Raw genomic sequence first — 22,057 nt, 5'->3', positions numbered from 1 at the left:
GTGCGGATGTCAGGAAATGTTGCCGGTGACCCGGACGCGCTTGCTGCCGGTCGCCGCGGGCGCCTGCTCGGCGGATTTCCTGCGCTCTTCCAGCCGGGTATCAATACTGTTCTTCAGGGCGATCAACAGCCCCAGACCGATGAAGGCCCCGGGTGGCAGAACCATGAACAGGACGTTGGGGTAGGCCTCGAAAGGCCGGACGGTCCAGTCCGCTGCCATGGGCCCAAACAGCAGGTGCATGTCGGAAAACAGGGTGCCCTGTCCGATCAGTTCCCGCAGACCGCCCAGGGTGATCAGTACCGCCAGGAAACCGAGCCCCATCATGGCGCCGTCCAGCACCGCGGGAAGTGGGGGATTTTTTGAGGCGAAGGCATCGGCACGCCCGAGAATGGCGCAGTTGGTAACGATCAGCGGGATGAAAATGCCCAGAATCTGGTACAACTCATAGGTGAAGGCCTGCATCAGGAGTTCGGCGCAGGTTACAAACGAGGCGATGATCATCACGAACGCCGGCAGGCGCACCGACTCCCCGACAAAATTACGGATCAGCGAGACTGAAAGGTTAGAACCCACCAGCACCAGCAGGGTTGCCAGGCCCAGCCCGATGGCGTTGACCACCGTACTGGTGACGGCCAGCAGGGGGCACAGGCCCAGCACCTGCACCAGGGCCGGGTTGTTGTTCCACAGACCGTCCTTGATGATTTCGCTGGAGGTTTTGGTCGCCATGATCAGGAGCGCTCCGTCGAGTTGGATGTCTCAGGTCCGGAAGACTGCAGCAGGCGCTGTCGGATTGCCTCCCGGTTGTGACGAAAATAGATCAGGGTTGTCTTCACCGCTTTCACAATTGCCCTTGGCGTGATGGTGGCGCCGGTAAACTGGTCAAAGACACCGCCGTTTTTCTTGACGTTCCACTGCTTGGGCGGTGTGTTGCTCAGTGACCGGTTTTCGAAACCTTCGACCCAGTTCGATTTGCGGGTTTCCACCCGGTCACCCAGTCCCGGTGTTTCCTTGTGCTGGGTCACCCGGACACCGAGTACCGTACCCTGAAGATCCAGGCCAACGAGCAGGCGGATATTGCCCGAGTAACCGTCAGGGGCTACGGTCGGCAGGATCATGCCCACCGGCTGGCCGTTCTTCCGGGCCACCCAGGCCTTCACCGGCCCTGAGGAGGGTAGCCTCTGGCTTGCCGGCAAGGTGACCACGTCCTTCAGCAGGTCGTTGTCATGCATGCTTTGTGGAATGATCTCGAACAGGGCGCTGGCTTCGGCCCGGGCCGCCTGCTCCTGTATCCGGTCCTTGGTTAACGCCTGGGTGACGGCGATGGTACCACCGGTGATGACGGCAAACAGACCCAGGCCGATGGCATTACGACGGATGGAGGTGATCAGTGCGCTCATGGTTCAGCCTCCATTCCTGCCGGGAAGGCCCCGACGGGCCTTGTGATGGCCATAACTTCTGGGGGGCGTGTAGTAGTCGATAAACGGGACAGCGAAGTTCATCAGCAGTACGCTGAAGGCAACCGCGTCCGGGTAATTACCCCAGGTACGGATCAGGTAAATCAGGATGCCGACCCCGGCCCCGTAGATCAGTTTGCCCTGATGGCTGGTCGCTGCCGATACCGGATCGGTGGCAATAAAGAAGGCGCCGAGCATGGTGCCACCGGCCAGCAGGTGCAACTGGAGGGGCGCGTACAGATCAGCATTGCTGCCGAACATCAGGCTCATGGCGGCAATGGCAGCCAGGAAGGCGGCCGGGATGTGCCAGGTGATGATACGCAGCCAGACCAGCAGCAGGCCGCCGGCCAGGAAGCCCAGGTTAACCCATTCCCAGCCCCGGGCTACCAGGTCCCCGAAGGTGGGATGAACCAGCACCTCGCTGGCGGTGTGACTGGCGATCTTGTGCTTGTATTCATCAAGCGGTGTTGCCATGGTCCAGCCATCGACGGCGGTGGCCTGGGCATTGGAAAAGATGCGGGCGAGGGTCTCCCCGAATCCCGGTGTGCCAGTGCCGAGGCCAGCGGCTTCCGCCCAGTTGGTGGTCATGGCCACCGGGAAGGAAATCAGCACCAGGGCATAGCCGACCATCGCCGGGTTGAACGGGTTGGAGCCCAGCCCGCCATAGAGCTGTTTGGCGACGACAATGGCTGAAATCACTGCAATGCCCGAGACCCACCAGGGGGCGAACTGGGGCAGGGAAAGCCCCAGAAGCAGGCCGGTTACCGCCGCGGTGTTGTCCCGGAGAAAAAAGCCGACGGGCTTGCCACGCAGCCGGAGAATGGCGGCTTCCGACGCCAGCGCGAGGCCGATGCACCAGATCACGTTGATCAGGTTGCCCCAGCCAAAGAACAGGGTCTGGGCCAGCAGCCCGGGCAGGGTGGCCAGCATCACCCACAGCATGACCTTCGAGGTCGGCCGCGCGTTATGGGCATGGGGCGATGATTGCTGAATAAGTGCCATGTACATCAAGCCTGCAATAGGGTTACTCGGAGGACTGGGGCTCGGACTGGGCCTGCGCCTTATCCTGGGCCTCTTTCAGGGCACGCCGGGCGCGCTCGACCCGGTCGTGGTTCTTGGCCACGGCCCGTTCGAGTTTTTCCACGTTGTCGGCCTGCTGGGCCTTGGCGTCATCCAGCATGCCCTGCATCGTGTTCAGCTTGGCCTCAGCCTGGGTGAGCTGTTTTTCCAGCGTGGCGATGTCCGTTGGTTCGCCGGGAGCATCGGAAGCCGTCGCCTCGGGCTTCGGCGTCTGGCCGGCGTTCGCTTTCTTGCGGTCCAGGGCCTGCTGAACCAGGGCCGCCTTGGCCGCACGCTCGTCGACCGCTTCACCGTCTGCGGCGGCCTTCTCCGCTTCGGCCTTTTTCTTGGCCTGGGCATCTGCGGCAGCTTTCGCACGCTGCTTGCGGCGCAGCTCTTTCTCTTCCTGTTCCCGTTCAAGACGGGCCTGACGGGCTTCAAAGCGTTCCCGGGCTCGGTCCGCCTTGAGTTTCTCTGCCCGCTGGGTGCGGATTTCTCCCTTGGCAAAGCGATAGTACTGAACCAGCGGGATGGAACTGGGGCAGACATAGGAGCAGGCACCGCACTCGATGCAGTCGAACAGGTTCAGGTGTTCGGCCTTTTCAAATTCCGCCGATTTGGAGTACCAGAACAGTTGCTGCGGCAGCAGTTCCATCGGGCAGGCTTCCGCGCACTGGCCGCAGCGGATGCACGGTTGCTCGGGCGGCGGTAATGGCAGCTCTTGCCCGGTCGCCGCTATCAGGCAGTTGGCGGTTTTGATCACCGGCACCGAATCCGAAGCCAGGGTGTAGCCCATCATCGGGCCACCCAGAACCAGGCGATCCAGGACGCTCTGATCAACCCCGGCCTGGCGCAGCAGGTCCCGGAAGGGTGTGCCAATCAGGGCGACAAAGTTGCCCGGCTCGGCAACCGCGTCGCCGGTAATGGTCACCACCCGGGAGATCAGGGGCCGGCCATCGAAGACGGCCCCGGCAACCGCAACCGCTGTGCCGATGTTCTGGCACATAACGCCAATATCCGCCGGGATGCCGCCGCTGGGGACCTCCAGGCCAGTAATTACCCGGATCAGCTGTTTTTCGCCACCGGAAGGGTATTTTGTGGGGATGACGGCAATTTCGATCTGAGTAGCATTCACCGCTTCGCGCAGCGCCGCGATGGCCTCGGGCTTGTTGTCTTCCACCGCGATCACGCAGCGTTCCGGGCGCAGGATCCAGGCCATCACCTGCAGGCCAGCCACCACGTCAGACGACCGCTCCCGCATGGTCATGTCATCGGCGGTGATGTATGGCTCGCATTCCGCGCCATTGAGGATGAGCGTGTCCACCTTGCGGTCGCGGGGAGGGTGCAGTTTGATGTCGGTCGGAAATCCGGCACCACCCATGCCGGAAATGCCGGCGTTGCGGATGGCCTGAAGGACCAGCTCACGCCCGGACTGCTTGTAATCACCGACAGGGTGAAGCTCGCACCATTCGTCCTGGCCGTCAGGGCGCAGCACAATACACTGATCCGGCATTCCCGAGGGATGGGGAACGGGACGCTGCTCAATGGCCTCGATGGTCCCGGACGTCGGAGCGTGTACCGGCACGCCCATGCCCGTGGTGACATCGGCAATTTTCTGGCCTTTGAGAACCCGGTCACCGACCGCCACCACCGGGGTGGCCGGCTCACCGATATGCTGCTGTACCGGCAGCACCAGTTGCTCCGGCAGAGTGGCGGTCCGGATGGGCACTGAGGTGGATTGATGCTTGTTCTCGGGAGGGTGAATGCCGCCGGAGAAATCCCACAGTTGTGTCATCAGGCGCTGGCTCCCTGGCGATCGGTGGTGATGATGCTGGGCTTCGGTGGCGTCCAGGTCCAGGTGCGGATATCGGGTTCCACGGTGATCATATCAATGCAGTCCACCGGGCAGGGTTCGACGCAGAGGTCACAGCCGGTGCATTCGCTCTCTATGACTGTGTGCATGTGCTTGGCGGCTCCGAGGATGGCGTCCACCGGGCAGGCCTGGATGCACTTGGTACAGCCGATACACTCGTCTTCCCGGATAACGGCCACCCGCTTGACCTGTTCCACGCCATGCTCGGCGTCCAGGGGCTGGGGTTCAACGTCGAGGAGGTCCGCCAGGGACTTGATAGTGGCTTCACCACCGGGCGGGCACTTGTTGATGGCTTCGCCACTTGCAATCGCCTCGGCGTAGGGGCGGCAGCCCGGGAAGCCGCACTGGCCGCATTGGGTCTGGGGCAGCAGGGCATCGATCTGGTCAACCAGCGGGTTGCCTTCCACTTTGAAGCGCTCGGCGGCAAATCCCAGCAGACCGCCAAAGACCATGGCCAGTGCCAGCAATGCCAAAACTGCGATGAGGATACCTGTCCACATAACAACAACCGCTCCGTCAGACTGCAACCAGGCCGGTAAAGCCCAGGAACGCCAAAGCCATGAGTCCGGCCGTCACCATACCGATGGCGGCACCCCGGAAAGCAACGGGCACATCGGCCACTGCGATGCGCTCACGCATGGCGGCGAAGAGCACCAGAACCAGCGAAAAACCCACCGCAGCCCCGAAGCCGTAGAGCACGGATTCGACAAAGTTGTTGTTCTTGTTCAGGTTCAGTAGGGCGACACCGAGCACCGCGCAGTTGGTGGTGATCAGTGGCAGGAAAATCCCCAGAACCCGGTACAGCAGCGGGCTGGTCTTGTGGACCACCATTTCCGTGAACTGGACCACTACCGCAATCACCAGAATGAAGGTGATGGTTTTCAGGAAGGCCAGGTCCAGTGGTGCCAGCAGGTAGGTATAGGCCAGGTAGCTGCAGACCGAGGACAGGGTCAGTACGAAGGTGGTGGCCAGCGACATCCCCATGGCGGTTTCCAGCTTGCCGGAAACCCCCATGAAAGGGCACAGGCCCAGGAACTGGACCAGAACAAAGTTGTTCACCAGGATGGTGCTGACCAGAATCAGCAAATACTCTGCCATCGGAGCTGCACTGCCTCGCTGTGTTTACATGACCCGCATGCCGGGAGTGGCGCCGGAATCCGGCGACAGGATGAAGATCTCCTTGCCGCCCGGGCCCGCTGCCAGGACCATGCCTTCCGACATGCCGAACTTCATCTTGCGGGGCTTCAGGTTGGCGACCATCACGGTCAGGCGCCCCTCAAGATCTTCCGGTTTGTAGGCTGACTTGATACCAGCAAACACGTTGCGTTCGCCATGCCCCACGTCAAGAGTCAGGCGAAGAAGCTTGTCGGCGCCTTCCACATGCTCCGCTTTGAGGATTTTGACCACCCTCAGATCCACTTTGGCGAAATCGGGAAACTCGATTTCCCCGGCGATGGGGTCAAGGTCTGTGTTGTCGCTCTGGCCGGACTGTTCGCCGGTGGCGGCCGGCAGCTCTTCCTTGGAGGCGTCCAGCATTTTCTCGATCTGGGCCATATCCACCCGGTTCATCAGCGCCTTGAACTTGCTGATGGCGTGATCTTCCAGCAGTTCGGCGCGATGGTTCCAGTCCAGACGGCTGTTCAGGAAGGCTTCCGACGCTTCAGCCATCTTCGGCAGAACCGGAGCCAGATAGGTGATCAGCAGGCGGAACATGTTGATGGCGTTGGTGCAGATGGCCTGGAGGTTGTCATCCTGGCCTTCCTGCTTGGCGATGACCCATGGCTGTTCGTCATTGACGTACTGGTTGGCAATGTCCGCCAGTTCCATGATCCGGCGCATGGCGCGGCCGAATTCCCGGGCTTCGTAGTATTCCTCAATGTCCTTGCCGGCATCGATGAAGGCCTTCAGCTTGGCGGTTTCGGTGACCTGTCCGAGCTTGCCGTCGAACCGCTTGGTGATGAACCCGGCGCTGCGGCTGGCGATATTGACCACCTTGCCGATCAGGTCCGAATTGACCCGGGCCGCGAAGTCCTCAAGGTTGAGGTCCATGTCGTCGACACCGCCGGTCAGCTTGGCGGCGAAGTAATAGCGCAAATATTCCGGGTTCAGGTGATCGAGATAGGTGCGCGCCATGATGAAGGTGCCACGGGACTTGGACATCTTCTTGCCGTTAACGGTGACAAAGCCATGGGCCCAGACCGCCGTTGGCGTGCGGAACCCGGCGTCATGCAGCATGGACGGCCAGAACAGGGCGTGGAAGTTGATGATGTCCTTGCCGATGAAGTGATAGACCTCGGCGTCGGAATCGGCCTTCCAGAAGTGCTCGAAATTGATGTCTTCCCGGTTGCACAGGTTCTTGAAGCTGGCCAGGTAGCCGATTGGCGCGTCCAGCCAGACATAGAAGTACTTGCCCGGTGCGTCCGGGATCTCGAACCCGAAGTAGGGGGCATCGCGGCTGATGTCCCACTCCTGCAGCCCGGCTTCGAGCCATTCGGCCAGCTTGTTGGCCACCTGGGGCTGAAGCGCGCCACTGCGGGTCCACTGGCTCAGGAAGTCCTGGAAATCCGGCAGGGTGAAGAAGTAGTGCTCGGACTGTTTTTCCACCGGTGTGGCACCGGAGACAGCAGACCGGGGATTGATCAGTTCAGCCGGGGTATAGGTGGCGCCACAGGCTTCGCAGTTGTCGCCGTACTGGTCTTCCGCCTTGCATTTCGGGCAGGTGCCCTTGATGAAGCGGTCCGCCAGGAACATTTCCTTTTCCGGATCGAAGAACTGGGTGATGTTGCGGGTCGCGATGTGGCCGTTTTCCTGCAACTGGCGATAGATATACTCGGAGAAGAACTGGTTCTCCTCGGAGTGAGTCGAGTAGTAGTTGTCAAAGCGGATGTGGAAACCGGCAAAATCCTGCTGGTGTTCCTCGCTGATGCGGGCGATCAGCTGCTCCGGCGTGATGCCTTCGCGCTCGGCCCGGAGCATGATCGCGGTGCCGTGGGCATCGTCGGCGCAAACGTAGTAGCAGTTGTGACCACGCATTTTCTGGTAGCGCGTCCAGATGTCGGTCTGAATGTACTCCAGCAGATGCCCCAGGTGAATTGGCCCGTTGGCGTAGGGCAGGGCGCTGGTAACCAGAATGTCGCGCTGTTGCTTGCTCGCTTGCGTCATGGTGATGTCCGAACCTTCTGTCAGTAAGGGTTGGAATGTCTAAAAAACGGGGTGCGGGGTACAACCGGCATTGATTGCCCCGGGTAAAGACCCCATATGGTCAGAAACGGGCACAGATGATACCTTCCACAGCGCGATTTTTCACCTGCATCCGTGTTTATGAGCATATTCCGGAGAACCCCATGAGCGAGATTTCCAGACAGGCCCTTGAAGCAGCCATTCGAGACTACCGCGACCCCTATCTGGGCAAGGATCTGTACCAGCTCAATGCGGTCAAGTCGCTGGAGGCGGACAAAAACGGCCGGGTCACCCTGCTGGTTGAGCTGCCTTATCCGTCCGAGGGCATCGCCGGCGGGCTCCGGCAGATAGTCGCCAACGCGCTGGAAGGCGTGGAGGGTGTGTCCGGTGCCGATGTCCATGTTGGTCAGAAGATTCACGCCTGCAAGATTGAGAAAGACATCTCTCCGGTTCCCGGAGTCAAGAACATCATTGCTGTTGCCTCGGGCAAGGGTGGCGTTGGCAAGTCCACCACCGCCGTTAATCTGGCTCTGGCCCTGCATGCCGAGGGTGCCCGCGTGGGCATTCTCGATGCCGATATCTACGGTCCGTCCATCGGCATGATGCTTGGGGTGCCCGAGGGCAAACGCCCGGACGTTCGGGAAAACAAGTACTTTGTCCCGATGCAGGCCCACGGCCTGCAGGCCAATTCCATGGCCTTCGTCACCACCGACAAGACGCCCATGGCCTGGCGCGGGCCGATGGTTAGCGGCGCGGTCATGCAACTGCTGCAACAGACCCTGTGGGACGAACTGGATTACCTGATTGTGGACATGCCCCCGGGCACCGGTGATATCCAGCTGACCCTGGCCCAGAAGGTCCCGGTGACCGGTGCCGTGATTGTCACTACGCCACAGGACATCGCGTTGCTCGATGGCAAGAAAGGCATCGAGCTGTTCCGCAAGGTAGACATTCCGGTACTGGGCGTGATCGAGAACATGAGTGTTCACATCTGCAGCAACTGTGGCCACGAGGAGCCTCTGTTTGGTGAGGGCGGTGGCGAACGCATCGCCGAGGACTACGACACCACGCTGCTGGGCCAGTTGCCCCTGCACATGACCATCCGTGAGCAGACTGACAGCGGCATGCCGTCGGTGATCGCCGAGCCGGATTCGGAGGTGGCCCGTCGCTACCGGGATATCGCCCGCCGGGTCGGGGCGGAACTGTCCACCCGCGAACGGAACCTGGGCGGCACGATTTCCAGTGTGTCCGTGACTGAGCATTGATTGCTGAGGTAAACTACGCCCCACTTTTCCCAGCTGGAAACGAGAATCCATCGATGAGCATCAAATCCGACAAGTGGATCCGGCGGATGGCCGCCGAGCAGGGCATGATCGAGCCCTTCGAAGCCGGACAGGTTCGTGAATCCGAAAAGGGCCGCATCATCTCCTACGGCACCTCAAGCTACGGCTATGACGTCCGCTGCAGTGACGAATTCAAGATTTTCACCAATGTCCACAGCGCCACCGTCGACCCCAAGAACTTTGACGAAAACAGCTTCGTCAATTATACCGGCGACACCTGCATCATCCCGCCGAACAGCTTCGCGCTGGCGCGCACTGTCGAGTATTTCCGCATCCCGCGTAACGTGCTGACCATCTGTCTGGGCAAAAGCACCTATGCCCGCTGCGGTATCATCGTCAACGTCACCCCGCTGGAGCCGGAGTGGGAAGGCCAGGTGACCCTGGAATTCTCCAACACCACCAACCTTCCGGCGAAAATTTACGCCAACGAAGGCGTGGCGCAGATGCTCTTCCTCGAGTCTGACGAGCAGTGTGAAACCAGCTACAAGGACCGGGGCGGTAAATACCTGGGGCAAACAGGCGTGACCCTGCCAAGGACATGAACGCCAATCAGTTCCTCAAGGCCGTGGCACAATTGCAGGGCTGGCGCGAATGCGCCTTCCTGCTGGCCCTGGCTGAACGTTCCTTTCCCAATTACGCCCTGTTCGCAGACGCCGTTGGCCTGAAAACCGGCGCCAAGATGCGCCAGGTTCTGGACCTCGGTTGGGACCTGCTGCAGAAGGACGTCTCGGAATCCTCCATCCCCCAGCTTCTGGGCAAGCTGGAAAGCCTGTCTCCCAATGTGGATGACTACGACGCCTACGGTGTTTACCCGGCGTTCGACTTCTGTCAGTTGCTGGAGCAGGCGCTGCTCAACCGGCTGAACCCGGACCGGCACCGGGCCACCGAAGCCTCTCAGCTGGCCACGCGAACCGTGATGGATTTTGTTGAGCTGTCCGAAGGCGAAGGTCTGGACGAGAACGAGCTGGTCACCCTGTTCGAGCATCATCCGCTGCTCAAGGAAGACAAGCTGTTCCAGCGGGACCTTGTGCTCGCCCTCAAACGCCAGCGGGTTCCCCGCGAAGACTTCATCGCCGAGCTGCGCGAGCAGGCAGCCAACGGCGGCGTCAGTAACCTGGGCATCGGCCTGGACAACTGATGACTCAACCCGCGCTGCCCGCGCAGGCTACAATGGAATAGAACCGAAACACGCATTGACTGGATAGTGTCATGAAACTCTCTGCCTTTGGTCGCAAGTTCACTGCCGATGCCGGCATCACCTCCCTGATGGATGATCTGGGAAATGCCATGGCGTCGGGCGAAGACATGATCATGATGGGCGGGGGAAACCCGGGGCACATTCCCGAAATCCAGCAGCGGGTGCAGCAGATCCTGGCGGAAATGAGTCAGAACGAGGGTGACGTTCGCCGTCTGGTGGGGATTTACGATCCGCCCCAGGGTGAGAAGCAGTTTATTGCGTCGCTGGCAGACATGCTCAACCGGGAGTATGACTGGGGGCTGAAACCTGAAAATATCGCGCTGACCAACGGCAGTCAGGCGGCGTTTTTCATGCTCTTCAACATGTTCGGCGGCGACTATGGTGACGGCCAGCGCAAGCACATCCTGCTGCCGCTGGCACCGGAATACATCGGTTATGCCGATGCCGGTATCGAGCCGGACCTGTTCCACGCAGTGCGTCCGGATATTTCCTTTACCGACGCCCACGAGTTCAAGTACCGGGTGGATTTCGACGCGGTGGAAGTGACCGGTGAAACCGGCGCCATCTGCGTCTCGCGGCCCACCAACCCCACCGGCAATGTGGTCACGGACGAGGAACTGGTGCGCCTGGAAGCCCTGGCCCGTCAGCACGATGTGCCTCTGATCGTCGATGGAGCCTACGGCACACCGTTTCCGAGCCTGCTGTTCACCGACGCCAATCCGACCTGGAACGACCAGATCATCCTGTGCCTGAGCCTCTCCAAGCTGGGCCTGCCCGCCGCGCGGACCGGTATCGTGATTGCCGAGGAATCAATCATCAAGGCGCTGTCCGGCATTAACGCCATCATGAATCTGGCCACTGGCAGCTTTGGTGCCATGCTGGCCGAGCCGCTGGTGCGTTCGGGAGAAATCCTCAGTCTCAGCCGCGATGTGGTCTGTCCGTTCTACAAGGCCAAGATGGAGCGGGCGGTGGCCACCTTCCATGACGCCATGGGCGAGGACGGTTGTCGGTGGTACATCCACAAGCCGGAAGGGGCGATGTTTCTCTGGCTCTGGTTCCCGGACCTGCCGATCTCCAGCCTGGAGCTATACCAGCGCCTGAAGGCGAGGGGCGTGCTGGTGGTGTCCGGGCACTATTTCTTCCCGGGTCTGCCCGAGGATGGCTGGCGCCACCGGCATGAATGCCTGCGGGTGACCTACTCCCAGGACGACGACCGGGTGGCCGAGGGGCTGCGGATCATCGCCGATGAGGTGAAAGCGGTATGGGCAGAGGTCGGCACTCAGTCCTGAAGCCGGGCCTCTTTGAGTTTCAGCTCGTATTCGCTGCCATCCGGCTCCACCTGACGTAACCGGACCAGCAGGTAGTCCTGGTCGGGGTCCAGCCATAGCAACGTCTGGCGTTTTGAATCCGCATCCCGGACTTTCTCCACCTTCAGCGGCTGGCCTTCCGGCTGGTCGACAACCGCGAACCGGTCCTCGTCATAGTCACCCTTGTCGATGACCGGGTAGGTAACCTCCCGCTTTCCGGACTTCAGATCCTGCCGCAGTTGTAACTGGTAGCCCAGTGGGTCCAGCGTGCCGGCTTTCAGTGTCAGGGTGAAGGGATCCCCTTCGTGGTCGCCGGTCGCGGTGCCGGCCTGCCAGTCAAAATCGATGGACTCGCTGCGGTCACGGATCATCAGTCCGGACAGTTCGTAGCGGTACCTGAGCGGAATAACCCGGCCGTTGTCCCAGCGAAACACCAGAGACTCATCGATGTCGGCAATGAAGGAGTCCACCCGGGTGCGGTACAGCCAGGTGTTGTCCTCCTGGCGTCGGAGGGAGCGTCGGCCTGCACCGCTGAGGCTGATGCCTTTGGACATGGAGGCCGAATAGGTTGCTGAAAAGGGCGTCAGAGTGTCCGGGCCTGCGGCGTCCTGGCCGTGGGCTGTTACGGAGGCCAGCGTCATCAGCAGCGCGGTCAGGCCGCAGCCCAGATGCCTGAAAACAAGGGAGGGGCGTTTCATCCGGAGACCTCGTGTGACCGTCAAATCCGTCGGGTGCCAGCATAAGAACGCTGGCACCCGGCCAGTGTAGCGATTCCGGGAAAGTAGCAGGATGACAATACGTTCAGTTGGCCGCCAGCTTCATGGGTTCGGCCAGGGCGGCACCGTCAAACAGCACGTCCTGTGCGCCAAGGCGGATACGGCCCTCGCAGAACCAGCGCACCACAATCGGGTATAGCAGATGTTCCTGCTGCTGGACACGTTCGGCAAGGGTGTCCGGCGTATCGTCCGCTAGCACCGGAACTTCGGCCTGAGCGATAACCGGGCCGCCGTCCAGTTCTTCGGTCACGAAGTGAATGGACACGCCGTGCAGGCTGTCGCCGGCATCAAGTACACGTTGGTGGGTGTTCAAGCCGGTGTAAGCCGGCAACAGGGACGGGTGTACGTTCAGCAACTTGCCGCGGAAGGCGCGGACGAAATCCTCGGTCAGGATGCGCATAAAGCCGGCCAGCACGATCAGGTCCGGGTCCAGGCGGCGCAGTTCGGCCATCAGGTGGGCGTCGAACTCCTCCCGGGACCCGTGCTGGGTGTGGTCGACCACGAACGTCTTGATGTGTGCCTGGGCTGCCCGCTCGAGGGCAAAGGCCTTGGGGCGATTGCTGCCGACGGCGATGATCTCGCCCGGAAAATCCCGTTCACGGCTGGCATCAATCAGGGCCTGCAGGTTGCTGCCGGTGCCTGAGGCCAGAACAACGATGGTTGGAAGCGGCGCTGGATCTGCCTTCATGACGACAGCATCCCCGGTGCGTAACGCACGGCCGGTTTGCTGTCGGCGCTGTCAGCGGCTTCCAGAACGCCAATCTGCCAGACGGTCTCGCCCATGGCGTTCAGCGTGTCCATGGCCAGCTGTTTCTGTTCCTCGGGCACGCAGACAATCATACCTGCACCGCAGTTGAAGGTGCGGTACATCTCTTCCGAAGCCACGCCGCCGGCCTCCTGCAGCCACTGGAACACCGGTGGCAGTTGCCAGCTTTCGGTATCAATGGTGGCCACGGTGCCATCCGGGAGAACCCGGGGAATGTTTTCCGGCAAGCCGCCACCGGTAATGTGCGACATGGCCCGGACGTCGACCTCGCGCATCAGTTGCAGCAGGTTTTTCACGTAGATGCGGGTCGGCGCCATCAGGGCGTTGGCCAGGGTGGTGTCGCCCATGGGCTGTTCCAGATCCGCCTCGCTCACCTCAATGATCTTGCGGATCAGTGAGTAACCGTTGGAGTGCGGGCCGGAGGAGCCGAGGGCCAGCAGGGCATCGCCGGGCCGGGCGCGGCTGCCATCAATGACCTCACTGCGTTCAACAACGCCGACGCAGAACCCGGCCAGGTCATAGTCGTCACCCTCGTACATGCCCGGCATCTCGGCGGTTTCGCCACCGACCAGGGCGCAGCCCGCCTGTGAGCAACCCTCGCCAATGCCCTCCACGACCTGGGCGGCCACGTCGACATTGAGTTTGCCGGTGGCGTAGTAGTCCAGGAAGAACAGCGGCTCCGCGCCGCCAACGACCAGGTCATTCACGCACATGGCGACCAGGTCGATACCAATGCTGTCGTGTTTCTGCAGTTGCATGGCCAGACGCAGCTTTGTCCCTACGCCATCGGTGCCGGATACCAGCACCGGTTCCCGGTAGCCTGCGGGAATCGATACCATCGCGCCGAAGCCACCGAGCCCGCCCAGTACTTCCGGGCGCCGGGTACGGACCGCAGTGTTCTTGATGCGATCAACCAGCTCATTGCCGGCGTCAATATCAACGCCAGCATCGCGATAGGTAAGGGAGGGTTTCTGTTCGCTCATGGGATAGTAACCGTTGGCCAATGGGTCAGGCGGCGGATTTTAACAGTGCGCACCCCCGCTTGCTACTCTGGCAGGGAGTGATGGTGTATCCTGTGCGCGATTCTCGACAACCGCAGGGTGATACATGACTGGACCAGGACGCAGCATTCTCCGATGCCTGATTGGCGCCACACTGTTTGCGATCATGACAGTGGTCGCACCGGCCCAGGCTGTCACGGTTTCCGGCCTTTACGATGCCAGTGTGGCCATCGGCGGAACCGCGGGTGACGACCTGCAGGCCGGCTATGAGGAAGGTCTGCGCCGGGTCATGGTCAGGGTCTCGGGTACGGCAGAGGTCCTTGGAATGGACGGCATCGAGGGCGTTCTGGACGAGGCCGAGTCGCTGTTGCTCTCCTACCAGGTTCGCAGCGCCAACGGCGGTAACCGCCTGGAGATGAGTTTCGGCGCGGTCGGCGTCAACCGCGCGCTGGCCTCCATTGAGGCGCCCGTGTGGGGCGCCAACCGGCCGCTTACCCTGGCCTGGGTGGCGGTCCAGGAGCGGGGTGGGCGCTACCTGCTAACTGAAGCGGGCGCCAGTGAGCGTGCCAGCCAGTGGCAGCGTGCGTTCAAATGGGCAGCGGCCTCGCGAGGCCTGCCGGTTGCTTTCCCGCCGGAACAGGTTGCGTCTGATCGGGGGCTGCTATCTGATCTCTGGGGGCAGTTCACGGGCCGCATTCGGGATGCCTCGGAAACCATCTCCTACGGTGCGCTGGCCATGGTGCGGGTTCGCCGTTCCGGTGATCAGTGGCGGGCCGACTGGACTCATGACGGCATGGGTGAGGCCCGGGCTGACGATTCAGTCACTGCCTCCAGCCCGGCAGAGTTGGCCGATGCGGTGATTTCCCGCTGGGCTGAAGGTTATGCCAGTCGCTACGCCGTGTCCGCCGGTGATGTCGGGGAATCCCCGAAAGTGGACATTGTTCTGGACGGTGTGTCGTCACTGGCCGATTACGGCAAGGTCGGTGATGCGCTGGAGAATCTGACGCCGGTGGAGTCGGTGCATCCGTTGCGGGTGCGCGGGAGCCGGTTGACCGTGCAGGTGACATTCTCCGGTGAACTGGGTCAGCTCAAGGAATACATTGCGCTGGATCCCCGGTTCGTGGTCATGGAAGCACCAGTGACGGAAGCCGCCAAGACACCGGATAACGGTCCGGCTCAGCAGGTCGGCGCGCAGGGTAATGACGCGCCAGCGGCCCCGGAACCAGCGGAGTCGCAATCCGGCGGAACCGATGCTGGCAGTGAGCCCGCCAGCGAGAGTCCGGTGGCGTATGAGCCGATTGTGGAAGGGGATGAGGCAGACGCCGAGCAGGCGTTCGAGTCGCTCTACCAGGTCTTGCACTATCGCTGGCAGCCATCCGGACGGGTGGTTGACGATAACGCAGAGGGCTAACTCTCTGCGATGGAGGCAGCCAGGTGAAATCCGAACAGCTGCGATGGCTTCCCAATGCGCTGACGTTTCTGAGAATTGCGTTGGTTGTTCCCTTCGCCGGCGCACTTCTGCAGGGCAGCTACCGGTTGTCTCTGCTGATTTTCCTCGTGGCTGCCGTCACTGACGCACTGGATGGTTTTCTGGCCCGTTTCTTCAACTGGCGCTCACGTCTGGGCGCCATCGCGGATCCTCTCGCGGATAAATCCCTGCTGATCGTTGCCTACCTCATGCTGACGATCACCGGCGTTATCCCGGTCTGGCTGTTTGCGCTGGTGCTGGGGCGGGACCTGGTCATAGTTGCCGGCGCCCTGGCTTATCATTATGGTGTGGGCCGCTATGAGATGGCGCCCAGTCCGGTGGGCAAGCTCAATACGCTGATCCAGGTGGTGATTGTGCTGGCCATGATGGTATTCCTGGCGGGCTGGCCCATGCCGGCCTGGGTCATGACCGGCGGTGTCTGGCTGGTGGCTGCGTCTGCTCTGGTCAGCGGTGGTCACTATGTGTTTGTTTGGAGTGTCAGGGCCTGGAGGGCAAAACGGTTATGACGGCTGCGCAAATGGCCCTGGGAGTCAAACTCCGGGACGATGCCCGCTTCGATAATTTCCATGGCAACCGCAATCAGGACGCGGCCGAGCGGCTGGCCAGTGTCTGCGCCGAACCCGGAGGTCTGCCGGTCGTGGTGGTCTGCGGCGATGCCGATACCGGCAAGAGCCATCTGCTGCAGGCTGTCTGCCACAAGGGCGACCAGCTGGGGCGCTCGGTGGTGTGTATCAGTATTGAGGAATTGCTGCCCTTCGGTCCGGAGGCGTTGTCCGGACTGGATACCCATGACATTGTCTGCCTGGATGATCTGGACCGTATCGCCGGCCAGCCCCAGTGGGAAGAGGCGGTGTTCCACCTTTACAACCGCATTCTCGACCGAGGCGGCCTTCTGGTCGTTTCCCTCTCGGATGTGCCGGCCGCGTTTCCCTTCGGCCTTGCCGACCTGGGCTCCCGCCTGGCGCACGGTCTGGTTATTCAGCTCCGTGTCTATCGGGACGAGGACCGCACCCGGATACTGATGGCCCGGGCGGAGCAGCGGGGCATGGTGATGACCGATGAGGTCGCCGGTTTTATCATGCGGCGGGCGCCACGCCGGCTGGGTGACCTGCTGGCAATGCTGGATACCCTCGATGAAAATTCCCTGCAGGCCCAGCGTCGCCTGACCATTCCTTTTGTCAAAACCGTGATGGGCTGGTAAGGCCCGTGCGGAGATCAGGTGTTGTTATGAAATCCCAGGACAATGAACAACTGGACCAGGTTACGGATGTTCTGCTGACCATTGAGGTGGAGTTGCGTGAACTCGGTCTGTGGCAAGGGACGCCGCCGCCCGATGAGGCTTTCCAGAGCGACAAACCGTTCTGCATTGATACCATGGAGTTCCCGCAGTGGCTGCAGTTTGTCTTTCTCTTCCGGATGAAAATACTGGTCGAGAATGGTCACCCGCTACCCACCGTGTCTGGAATGGCTCCAATGGCCGAAGAGCATTTCCGGGGCCGTGAAGAATCCGGCGATGCCCTGGTCAGTGCCCTGGAGCAGATGGACCGGCTGCTTTCGAACTGAGTTGCGCGCCGCTCAGAGCAGGCGCATGGACAGGTCAACGGCGGTGACGTCTTTGGTCAGTGCGCCGATGGAAATGTAATCCACTCCCGTTTCCGCGACCGGTACCAGTGTCTCCTCGTTGATCCCTCCAGAGGCTTCCAGTTTTGCCCGGCCGCCAAGATCGCGCACCGCCGCGGCCATATCCTCCAGCGGGAATTCGTCCAGCATGATCACGTCTGCGCCGGCCTCCAGTGCCTGCTGCAGCTCTGCCATGGTTTCGGTTTCCACTTCCACGGGTTTGCCCGGTGCGATCCGTCGGGCTTCGGCCACGGCGTTGGCAATGGAGCCGCAGGCGAGGATGTGGTTTTCCTTGATCAGGAACGCGTCCCAGAGGCCTACCCGGTGGTTGTGGCAGCCGCCGCAGGTGACCGCATATTTCTCTGCCAGACGCAGGCCCGGCAGGGTTTTACGGGTGTCCAGAAGGCGCACGCCGGTATGGGCGACCCGGGCGGCGTAGCCGGCACAGCGGGTGGCCACGCCGGACAGGGTCTGCAACCAGTTCAGGGCGCTACGCTCGGCCGTCAGCAGGGAGCGGGCGGGCCCCTGCATGGTAAAGATGACCGAATCCGCCGGCATGTCCTGGCCATCTTCAAAGGCCCATTCCAGGGTGACGGCCGGGTCTATCTGACGGAAGACTTCTTCCACCCACGCACGGCCGGCCAGCCGGGCCGGCTCGCGGGTGATCACCTGGCCGCGGGCGCTCCGATCCGCCGGGATCAGTCGGGCGGTGATGTCGCCGTCGCCAATGTCCTCGCGCAGGCTGTGGGCAACGGTCTCAACTCGGGACTGGCGAAGCAGTTCGGGACTCATCATGGCGGTTTAACAGACACCTCTGGCATGGGATAGCGTGGAAAGACGGCAATTCTACCCCCGCGCCCGGCTTTCGCAAAACCGGATCCCGGGTAGTGGTAGACTGTGACGCAGTTCCCGCTTACACAAAAGGTGACAAACGTTGACACAAGGTGACGTGATACGACCGTATGATGTATCAGTACCGAAATCTCTTGGCTGATTTCATTCCGGAGCTATCCCATGGCACACGACAGTAAGGTTGTTCAGTTTTCAGGCCAGGGAGTGCCGCAACGATTTTCGCTTCCATCCGAGCTGGTTCGTCTTCGCGACACCTCGGGGCAGTTGCTGAAAACCGTTCTGGGCGAGTTTTTCGACCAGGCCGACGACACCCTGTTTTCGCTGGCAGATCGGGCCGCGTCCAATCAGGATCAGACGGCCTATTTCGATGCCATGCGCGAGCTCCGACTGCGCCGCAAGTCCATGACCGTGTCCGTGCTCCAGTATGTCAGCCAGGCATTCAACGAACTGGGTCGCTTCCGCCCCTCCGGGTCGGCCGGGTCGCTTGAGGAGGTTGACCAGGATTCCCTGGGGCTGGTGGACAACGCCGACCTGGAGCAGCAGGTAGCCATCGACAACCTCACCAACCGCCTGCGCAATCAATATCAGGAATCGGTGCGGATGCTGGCAGCCCGGGTGCGCCATCTGGCTCCGGATCTGGATCTGGCCGATGAGCAGATGCCGCTCAGCCCGGAAGTGATCTGTGGTGGGCTGGCCGAAGCCAGCTCTGATCTGGACATTGATATCCGCTCCAAGCTGGTGGTTCTCAAACTGTTTGAGCGCCTGCTGGTGGACAAGCTGGACCGACTCTACCGGGACTGCAACAAGCTGCTGGTATCGGCCGGTGTCCTGCCGGATATGAAACGGCCGCCCGTGGCTGGTGCGCCGCCTGTGTCTGCCCGTCCCCGTCCGTCACGTCCAGCTGCCGCCCGGCCAGCGGAAAGCAGTGATGACGAGGAAGGCGGCCAATCGCTTACATTTAACGAACTCAGTGCGCTTCTGCATCAACAGGGTGGTCCAGTGGTTGAAAGCAACGCCCGTGGTAAAGCACTGGCCACAAGTGATCTGCTGAGCCAGCTCGACGAGCTTCAGGTAGCAGCAAGCAATACCGAAACCGCCGGGGCTGTTCCTCTGCGGGAGCAACTCCAGCCGTTGCTTGGTGCTGCCTCCAGCGGTGATGTGTCGGTCGGCCAGGCTGACAGTGATGTCATTAATCTGGTGGCCATGCTGTTCGACTTCATTCTCGAAGACCGGCAACTGCACCCGGTCATGAAATCCCTGATTGGCCGGCTTCAGATTCCGGTCCTCAAAGTCGCTCTCAAGGATGCCAACTTCTTTAACCGGGGCGGCCATCCGGTACGCAAGCTGCTGAACGAGCTGGCGCTGGCCGCGATTGGCTGGTCGGAGAAGCGGGCCGGTGCCCGGGACCCCCTGCGTGAGAAAATCGAGCAGGTGGTCGATCGTATCCTGAACGAGTTTACCGAAGGGACCGAGCTGTTCCAGGAACTGCTTGAAGACTTTACCCATTTCATGGACCTCGATCGCCGTCGCCGGGAACTGGTGGAGCAGCGCCTGAAAGACGCCGAAGAGGGCCGGGCCAAGCAGGAACGGGCGAGCCAGGCGGCAGCAGAGGTGATCACTGACCACATCGCCGGCCGGGATGTGCCGGAGACCGTCCAGCAGATACTGAACGAACCCTGGACCCGCTATCTCCAGTGGGTGGCGCTGCGCTGGGGTGAGGGCACCGAGCAATGGCAGGAAGCCTGTGCAAAAACCGGCCGGCTGGTCTGGAGTGTTGATCCGTCACCGGTGTCTGATGAAACCCGGCAGCAGTTGCTGCGCTCCATTCCGGAGATCGTCGAGGAGTTTCGCGCAGCGCTACAGGAAATTTCCTGGGATCCGTTCGCCACGGATGCCGCCGTTCGGGATCTTGAACTGGCCCATGTGGACGTGTTCCAGAAACTGGTGACCGCCCCGGTTGAGCCGGCACCCGTTGAGCCAGTGGTGGCACCGGAAGCCGAGACCGAAGCTGAAGCACTGGCCCCGTTGGAGGAGCCCGTTACGGCCCCGGCCGACGAGGAGCCCGACCTGGATGTGCCGCAACTGGATGCCGCTCCGGCGGAGTTGCCGGAGGCACCGGAACCGGCCAAGGTCGTGGCAGAGGCTCCGACAGCCAAGATGGCCGAACCGGAAGAGGCGGCACCGGCGATCGACGAGAAGTGGCTGAATCAGGCTGACCGTCTGCGGGTTGGCTCCTGGGTGGAACTGCTCCGTGACGACCAGCGTTCGCGCTGCAAACTGGCGGCTTTCATCAAGGCTACCGGCAAGTACATTTTCGTCAATCGCAGTGGCGCGAAAGTGGCGGAATACCACCGCGAGGATCTGGCCCAGGCCCTGGCGGAAGGCGACATCACCCTCCTGGATGATGGTCTGATCTTTGACCGGGCGCTGGAATCCATTATCGATAACCTGCGCCACAACCGCCGGGACTGACCGCCCGGCCTGGACATGGCATCCCCGGGCACTTTGTGATTCAATCAGGCCATTGAATTTCCGTGCCCGTGGAGCCAATTTGACCACTGCTGACCTCCCTCCCTCCGATAGCCGGGCCCGGCCCCTGGCCGCTGACGCGGACGCACTGCGCCGGACCGGTCGCTTTCCCGACGCTCGCTGGTCACCTTCACCCAACTTTGGTGCCCGGCCGGACAACGCGGATATCTCCCTGCTGGTTGTGCATAACATCAGCCTGCCGCCCGGCCAGTTTGGTGGCCCCTATATTGAAGATTTTTTCCGCAACCGCCTCCAGCCGGATGTTCATCCCTATTTTGAAACCATTGCCGGGGTACAGGTCTCCGCCCACGCGCTGATCCGCCGGGATGGTGAGGTGGTCCAGTTTGTCAGTTGCCTGGACCGGGCCTGGCACGCCGGGCGGTCCTGCTTCCAGGGACAGGAAGAGTGCAACGATTTTGGTATTGGTATTGAACTGGAAGGTGCCGATGAGGTGCCCTACACCGATACACAGTACCGAACCCTGGCCCGGCTGGCGGAACTGATCATGGCGGCCTGGCCGGAGATCACGCCGGACCGGATCACCGGCCACAGTGATATTGCTCCGGGCAGGAAAACCGATCCGGGCCCGGCATTTGACTGGTCCCGTTTCCGGGCCTGTCTGTCGACACGGGAGATTGCCTGAATGAAGCTGGTCATCCTTTTGCTGGCCTACATGCTGCGCCGCCGCCTGGATAATCACGACCGCTGGAATGGCGATGCGGCCTGGCGCCGCTGGTTTGGCCGGGGTGTGTCGGTTGAGGCAGGGCGTGAAGACGCCATCGGACGGGGGCTGATGGCAATACTGGTGCCGGTACTGCTGTTGATACTCATCGCCTGGCTCGTCCGGGGAGCAGGGCTGGGGATTCTTCTGGCGCCTTTGGATCTTGTGGTGCTGGTCGCCCTGATGGGCGCGCCGGGCTGGCGCAGGGTACTGAATGATTACGCAGACGCCTGGGCCCGTGGCGACACCCAGGCTGCCTGGCACCACATTCAGGAGCGGCTGCCCGCCAGTGAGCGGGGGGCCGCACTCTCGCCGGAAGCCATGCATCTGGCCCTGTCGCGGGCGCTGATGACATCGGTGTTCAACCGTTATTTCCTCGTGGTCTTCTGGTACCTCATCGGTGGTCTGCCAGTGGCCCTGTTGGCTCGTGGGCTGGTGGCGCTGGCAGATCATTGGCCGGCAGCTCCTGCCCGGGAACGCTACCGCCGCGCGGCCCAATGGCTGGCCTGGATACCGGCTCGGCTGCTGTCCTGTACCTTTGGCGTGGCGGGGGATTTCGCCGGCTGGTCACGGGATATCCGCCGGGTCCTGCCCGGCTTCGGGCGCAGCACCGATGAGGTGCTGATCACAGCGGCCAACGGTTCGCTGACTGGCTATGCCCTGGACCCTGCTCGGTTTTCCGAAGTGCATCCGGAGCAGTGGCCGGATTTCGGTGGCCGCAGCCTTGCGGCGGTCCGGGATCTGCTTAACCGGAGTATGCTGGTCTGGATCTGTGTGATCGCGCTTCTGGTGATTGCCGGCGTCGCCTGATCCCTGAAAAAACACCGAGAATAACACTTAGTAGTGATTCAGCTTTCGCGACTTTGGACGATAATCCTAAAGAAGCCCG

The 22,057-nt window shown here is 61.7% G+C and carries 22 protein-coding genes; 11 read left to right on the top strand and 11 right to left on the bottom strand.

Going from position 1 to position 22,057, the window contains the following annotated elements:
* Positions 1–9 precede the first annotated feature (9 nt).
* From HNR38_RS16505 to metG, 7 genes are read right to left on the bottom strand one after another with little or no spacing between them, the layout of a single operon-like run.
* Positions 10–726, bottom strand: coding sequence for an electron transport complex subunit E (locus tag HNR38_RS16505; protein ID WP_183706377.1), 717 nt, complete (start codon positions 724–726; stop codon positions 10–12).
* A gap of 2 nt (positions 727–728) precedes the next feature.
* Complete coding sequence (gene rsxG / locus HNR38_RS16500) at positions 729–1,397, bottom strand: electron transport complex subunit RsxG (RefSeq protein WP_183706375.1); 669 nt, start codon at positions 1,395–1,397, stop codon at positions 729–731.
* A 3-nt stretch (positions 1,398–1,400) separates the two neighbouring features.
* Positions 1,401–2,456 (bottom strand): electron transport complex subunit RsxD, encoded by a 1,056-nt coding sequence (gene rsxD, locus HNR38_RS16495; RefSeq protein ID WP_183706373.1) that lies wholly within the window; start codon positions 2,454–2,456, stop codon positions 1,401–1,403.
* Between the two features lie 22 nt (positions 2,457–2,478).
* A complete protein-coding gene (gene rsxC, locus HNR38_RS16490) occupies positions 2,479–4,308 on the bottom strand; it encodes an electron transport complex subunit RsxC (protein ID WP_183706371.1) in 1,830 nt (609 codons plus the stop codon).
* A complete protein-coding gene (gene rsxB, locus HNR38_RS16485) occupies positions 4,308–4,886 on the bottom strand; it encodes an electron transport complex subunit RsxB (protein WP_183706369.1) in 579 nt (192 codons plus the stop codon). The genes rsxC and rsxB overlap by 1 nt, the downstream gene beginning before the upstream one ends.
* Before the next feature lie 16 nt (positions 4,887–4,902).
* A complete protein-coding gene (gene rsxA / locus HNR38_RS16480; RefSeq protein ID WP_183706367.1) occupies positions 4,903–5,484 on the bottom strand; it encodes an electron transport complex subunit RsxA in 582 nt (193 codons plus the stop codon).
* Positions 5,485–5,508: 24 nt separating this feature from the next.
* Positions 5,509–7,548 carry a methionine--tRNA ligase gene (gene metG, locus HNR38_RS16475; RefSeq protein WP_183706365.1) on the bottom strand — a complete coding sequence of 680 codons (2,040 nt, stop codon included), beginning with the start codon at positions 7,546–7,548 and terminating at the stop codon, positions 5,509–5,511.
* Positions 7,549–7,730: 182 nt separating this feature from the next.
* Between metG and apbC the strand changes: the two genes are divergently transcribed.
* The 4 genes from apbC (at position 7,731) to HNR38_RS16455 (ending at position 11,396) form a co-directional block, all read left to right on the top strand.
* On the top strand, positions 7,731–8,831 hold the full coding sequence (gene apbC / locus HNR38_RS16470) for an iron-sulfur cluster carrier protein ApbC (RefSeq protein ID WP_183706363.1): 1,101 nt from the start codon (positions 7,731–7,733) through the stop codon (positions 8,829–8,831).
* 53 nt (positions 8,832–8,884) lie between these two features.
* Entirely contained in the window at positions 8,885–9,451 is a 567-nt protein-coding gene (dcd, locus tag HNR38_RS16465; protein WP_183706361.1) for a dCTP deaminase, read from the top strand.
* Positions 9,448–10,047 (top strand): YjaG family protein, encoded by a 600-nt coding sequence (locus HNR38_RS16460; protein WP_183706359.1) that lies wholly within the window; start codon positions 9,448–9,450, stop codon positions 10,045–10,047. The genes dcd and HNR38_RS16460 overlap by 4 nt, the downstream gene beginning before the upstream one ends.
* A 71-nt stretch (positions 10,048–10,118) precedes the next feature.
* Entirely contained in the window at positions 10,119–11,396 is a 1,278-nt protein-coding gene (locus tag HNR38_RS16455; protein ID WP_183706357.1) for a valine--pyruvate transaminase, read from the top strand.
* Here HNR38_RS16455 and HNR38_RS16450 read toward each other — a convergent pair.
* The 3 genes from HNR38_RS16450 to purM all read right to left on the bottom strand — a co-directional run bounded on the left by HNR38_RS16450 (position 11,387) and on the right by purM (position 13,939).
* A complete protein-coding gene (locus tag HNR38_RS16450; protein ID WP_246362771.1) occupies positions 11,387–12,112 on the bottom strand; it encodes a DUF3108 domain-containing protein in 726 nt (241 codons plus the stop codon). The genes HNR38_RS16455 and HNR38_RS16450 overlap by 10 nt on opposite strands.
* 103 nt (positions 12,113–12,215) lie before the next feature.
* Positions 12,216–12,878, bottom strand: a complete 663-nt coding sequence (gene purN / locus HNR38_RS16445) for a phosphoribosylglycinamide formyltransferase (RefSeq protein ID WP_183706355.1) — start codon at positions 12,876–12,878, stop codon at positions 12,216–12,218.
* The gene (gene purM, locus HNR38_RS16440; protein WP_183706353.1) at positions 12,875–13,939 is read right to left on the bottom strand and encodes a phosphoribosylformylglycinamidine cyclo-ligase; all 1,065 of its coding nucleotides are present in this window, start codon (positions 13,937–13,939) and stop codon (positions 12,875–12,877) included. The genes purN and purM overlap by 4 nt, the downstream gene beginning before the upstream one ends.
* Before the next feature lie 124 nt (positions 13,940–14,063).
* Here purM and HNR38_RS16435 point away from each other — a divergent pair, with 124 nt between their 5' ends.
* The 4 genes from HNR38_RS16435 to HNR38_RS16420 are packed head-to-tail and all read left to right on the top strand — an operon-like array spanning position 14,064 to position 17,009.
* Positions 14,064–15,368 (top strand): DUF2066 domain-containing protein, encoded by a 1,305-nt coding sequence (locus HNR38_RS16435; protein WP_183706351.1) that lies wholly within the window; start codon positions 14,064–14,066, stop codon positions 15,366–15,368.
* Between the two features lie 23 nt (positions 15,369–15,391).
* Entirely contained in the window at positions 15,392–15,952 is a 561-nt protein-coding gene (locus tag HNR38_RS16430; RefSeq protein ID WP_183706348.1) for a CDP-alcohol phosphatidyltransferase family protein, read from the top strand.
* Positions 15,949–16,647, top strand: coding sequence for a DnaA regulatory inactivator Hda (gene hda, locus HNR38_RS16425; protein WP_183706346.1), 699 nt, complete (start codon positions 15,949–15,951; stop codon positions 16,645–16,647). The genes HNR38_RS16430 and hda overlap by 4 nt, the downstream gene beginning before the upstream one ends.
* A 26-nt stretch (positions 16,648–16,673) precedes the next feature.
* Complete coding sequence (locus HNR38_RS16420; RefSeq protein ID WP_183706344.1) at positions 16,674–17,009, top strand: YqcC family protein; 336 nt, start codon at positions 16,674–16,676, stop codon at positions 17,007–17,009.
* A 12-nt stretch (positions 17,010–17,021) separates the two neighbouring features.
* On the opposite strand, the gene nadC is transcribed toward HNR38_RS16420, so the two are convergent.
* Positions 17,022–17,861, bottom strand: a complete 840-nt coding sequence (gene nadC, locus HNR38_RS16415; RefSeq protein ID WP_183706342.1) for a carboxylating nicotinate-nucleotide diphosphorylase — start codon at positions 17,859–17,861, stop codon at positions 17,022–17,024.
* A gap of 219 nt (positions 17,862–18,080) precedes the next feature.
* Here nadC and HNR38_RS16410 point away from each other — a divergent pair, with 219 nt between their 5' ends.
* The 3 genes from HNR38_RS16410 (at position 18,081) to ampE (ending at position 21,978) form a co-directional block, all read left to right on the top strand.
* Positions 18,081–20,390, top strand: a complete 2,310-nt coding sequence (locus tag HNR38_RS16410) for a DUF1631 domain-containing protein (RefSeq protein ID WP_183706339.1) — start codon at positions 18,081–18,083, stop codon at positions 20,388–20,390.
* 124 nt (positions 20,391–20,514) lie between these two features.
* Positions 20,515–21,090 (top strand): 1,6-anhydro-N-acetylmuramyl-L-alanine amidase AmpD, encoded by a 576-nt coding sequence (gene ampD / locus HNR38_RS16405; protein ID WP_183706431.1) that lies wholly within the window; start codon positions 20,515–20,517, stop codon positions 21,088–21,090.
* Entirely contained in the window at positions 21,091–21,978 is an 888-nt protein-coding gene (ampE, locus tag HNR38_RS16400) for a regulatory signaling modulator protein AmpE (RefSeq protein ID WP_183706337.1), read from the top strand.
* Positions 21,979–22,057 lie beyond the last annotated feature (79 nt).

Source organism: Marinobacter oulmenensis, assembly GCF_014201735.1.
GTDB lineage: Bacteria > Pseudomonadota > Gammaproteobacteria > Pseudomonadales > Oleiphilaceae > Marinobacter > Marinobacter oulmenensis.
Note: the sequence above shows the minus strand (reverse complement) of the source record. Positions and strands in the feature narration are given on the sequence as shown.

Coding starts and splice junctions, on each gene's coding strand:
- HNR38_RS16450 (WP_246362771.1), bottom strand. CDS start 12,112: ATGAAACGCCCCTCCCTTGTTTTCAGGCATCTGGGCTGCGGCCTGACC.
- rsxG (WP_183706375.1), bottom strand. CDS start 1,397: ATGAGCGCACTGATCACCTCCATCCGTCGTAATGCCATCGGCCTGGGT.
- metG (WP_183706365.1), bottom strand. CDS start 7,548: ATGACGCAAGCGAGCAAGCAACAGCGCGACATTCTGGTTACCAGCGCC.
- purN (WP_183706355.1), bottom strand. CDS start 12,878: ATGAAGGCAGATCCAGCGCCGCTTCCAACCATCGTTGTTCTGGCCTCA.
- hda (WP_183706346.1), top strand. CDS start 15,949: ATGACGGCTGCGCAAATGGCCCTGGGAGTCAAACTCCGGGACGATGCC.
- HNR38_RS16455 (WP_183706357.1), top strand. CDS start 10,119: ATGAAACTCTCTGCCTTTGGTCGCAAGTTCACTGCCGATGCCGGCATC.
- rsxD (WP_183706373.1), bottom strand. CDS start 2,456: ATGGCACTTATTCAGCAATCATCGCCCCATGCCCATAACGCGCGGCCG.
- HNR38_RS16410 (WP_183706339.1), top strand. CDS start 18,081: ATGGCACACGACAGTAAGGTTGTTCAGTTTTCAGGCCAGGGAGTGCCG.
- HNR38_RS16460 (WP_183706359.1), top strand. CDS start 9,448: ATGAACGCCAATCAGTTCCTCAAGGCCGTGGCACAATTGCAGGGCTGG.
- HNR38_RS16505 (WP_183706377.1), bottom strand. CDS start 726: ATGGCGACCAAAACCTCCAGCGAAATCATCAAGGACGGTCTGTGGAAC.
- rsxB (WP_183706369.1), bottom strand. CDS start 4,886: ATGTGGACAGGTATCCTCATCGCAGTTTTGGCATTGCTGGCACTGGCC.
- dcd (WP_183706361.1), top strand. CDS start 8,885: ATGAGCATCAAATCCGACAAGTGGATCCGGCGGATGGCCGCCGAGCAG.
- apbC (WP_183706363.1), top strand. CDS start 7,731: ATGAGCGAGATTTCCAGACAGGCCCTTGAAGCAGCCATTCGAGACTAC.
- rsxA (WP_183706367.1), bottom strand. CDS start 5,484: ATGGCAGAGTATTTGCTGATTCTGGTCAGCACCATCCTGGTGAACAAC.
- ampE (WP_183706337.1), top strand. CDS start 21,091: ATGAAGCTGGTCATCCTTTTGCTGGCCTACATGCTGCGCCGCCGCCTG.
- HNR38_RS16435 (WP_183706351.1), top strand. CDS start 14,064: ATGACTGGACCAGGACGCAGCATTCTCCGATGCCTGATTGGCGCCACA.
- purM (WP_183706353.1), bottom strand. CDS start 13,939: ATGAGCGAACAGAAACCCTCCCTTACCTATCGCGATGCTGGCGTTGAT.
- rsxC (WP_183706371.1), bottom strand. CDS start 4,308: ATGACACAACTGTGGGATTTCTCCGGCGGCATTCACCCTCCCGAGAAC.
- HNR38_RS16420 (WP_183706344.1), top strand. CDS start 16,674: ATGAAATCCCAGGACAATGAACAACTGGACCAGGTTACGGATGTTCTG.
- nadC (WP_183706342.1), bottom strand. CDS start 17,861: ATGATGAGTCCCGAACTGCTTCGCCAGTCCCGAGTTGAGACCGTTGCC.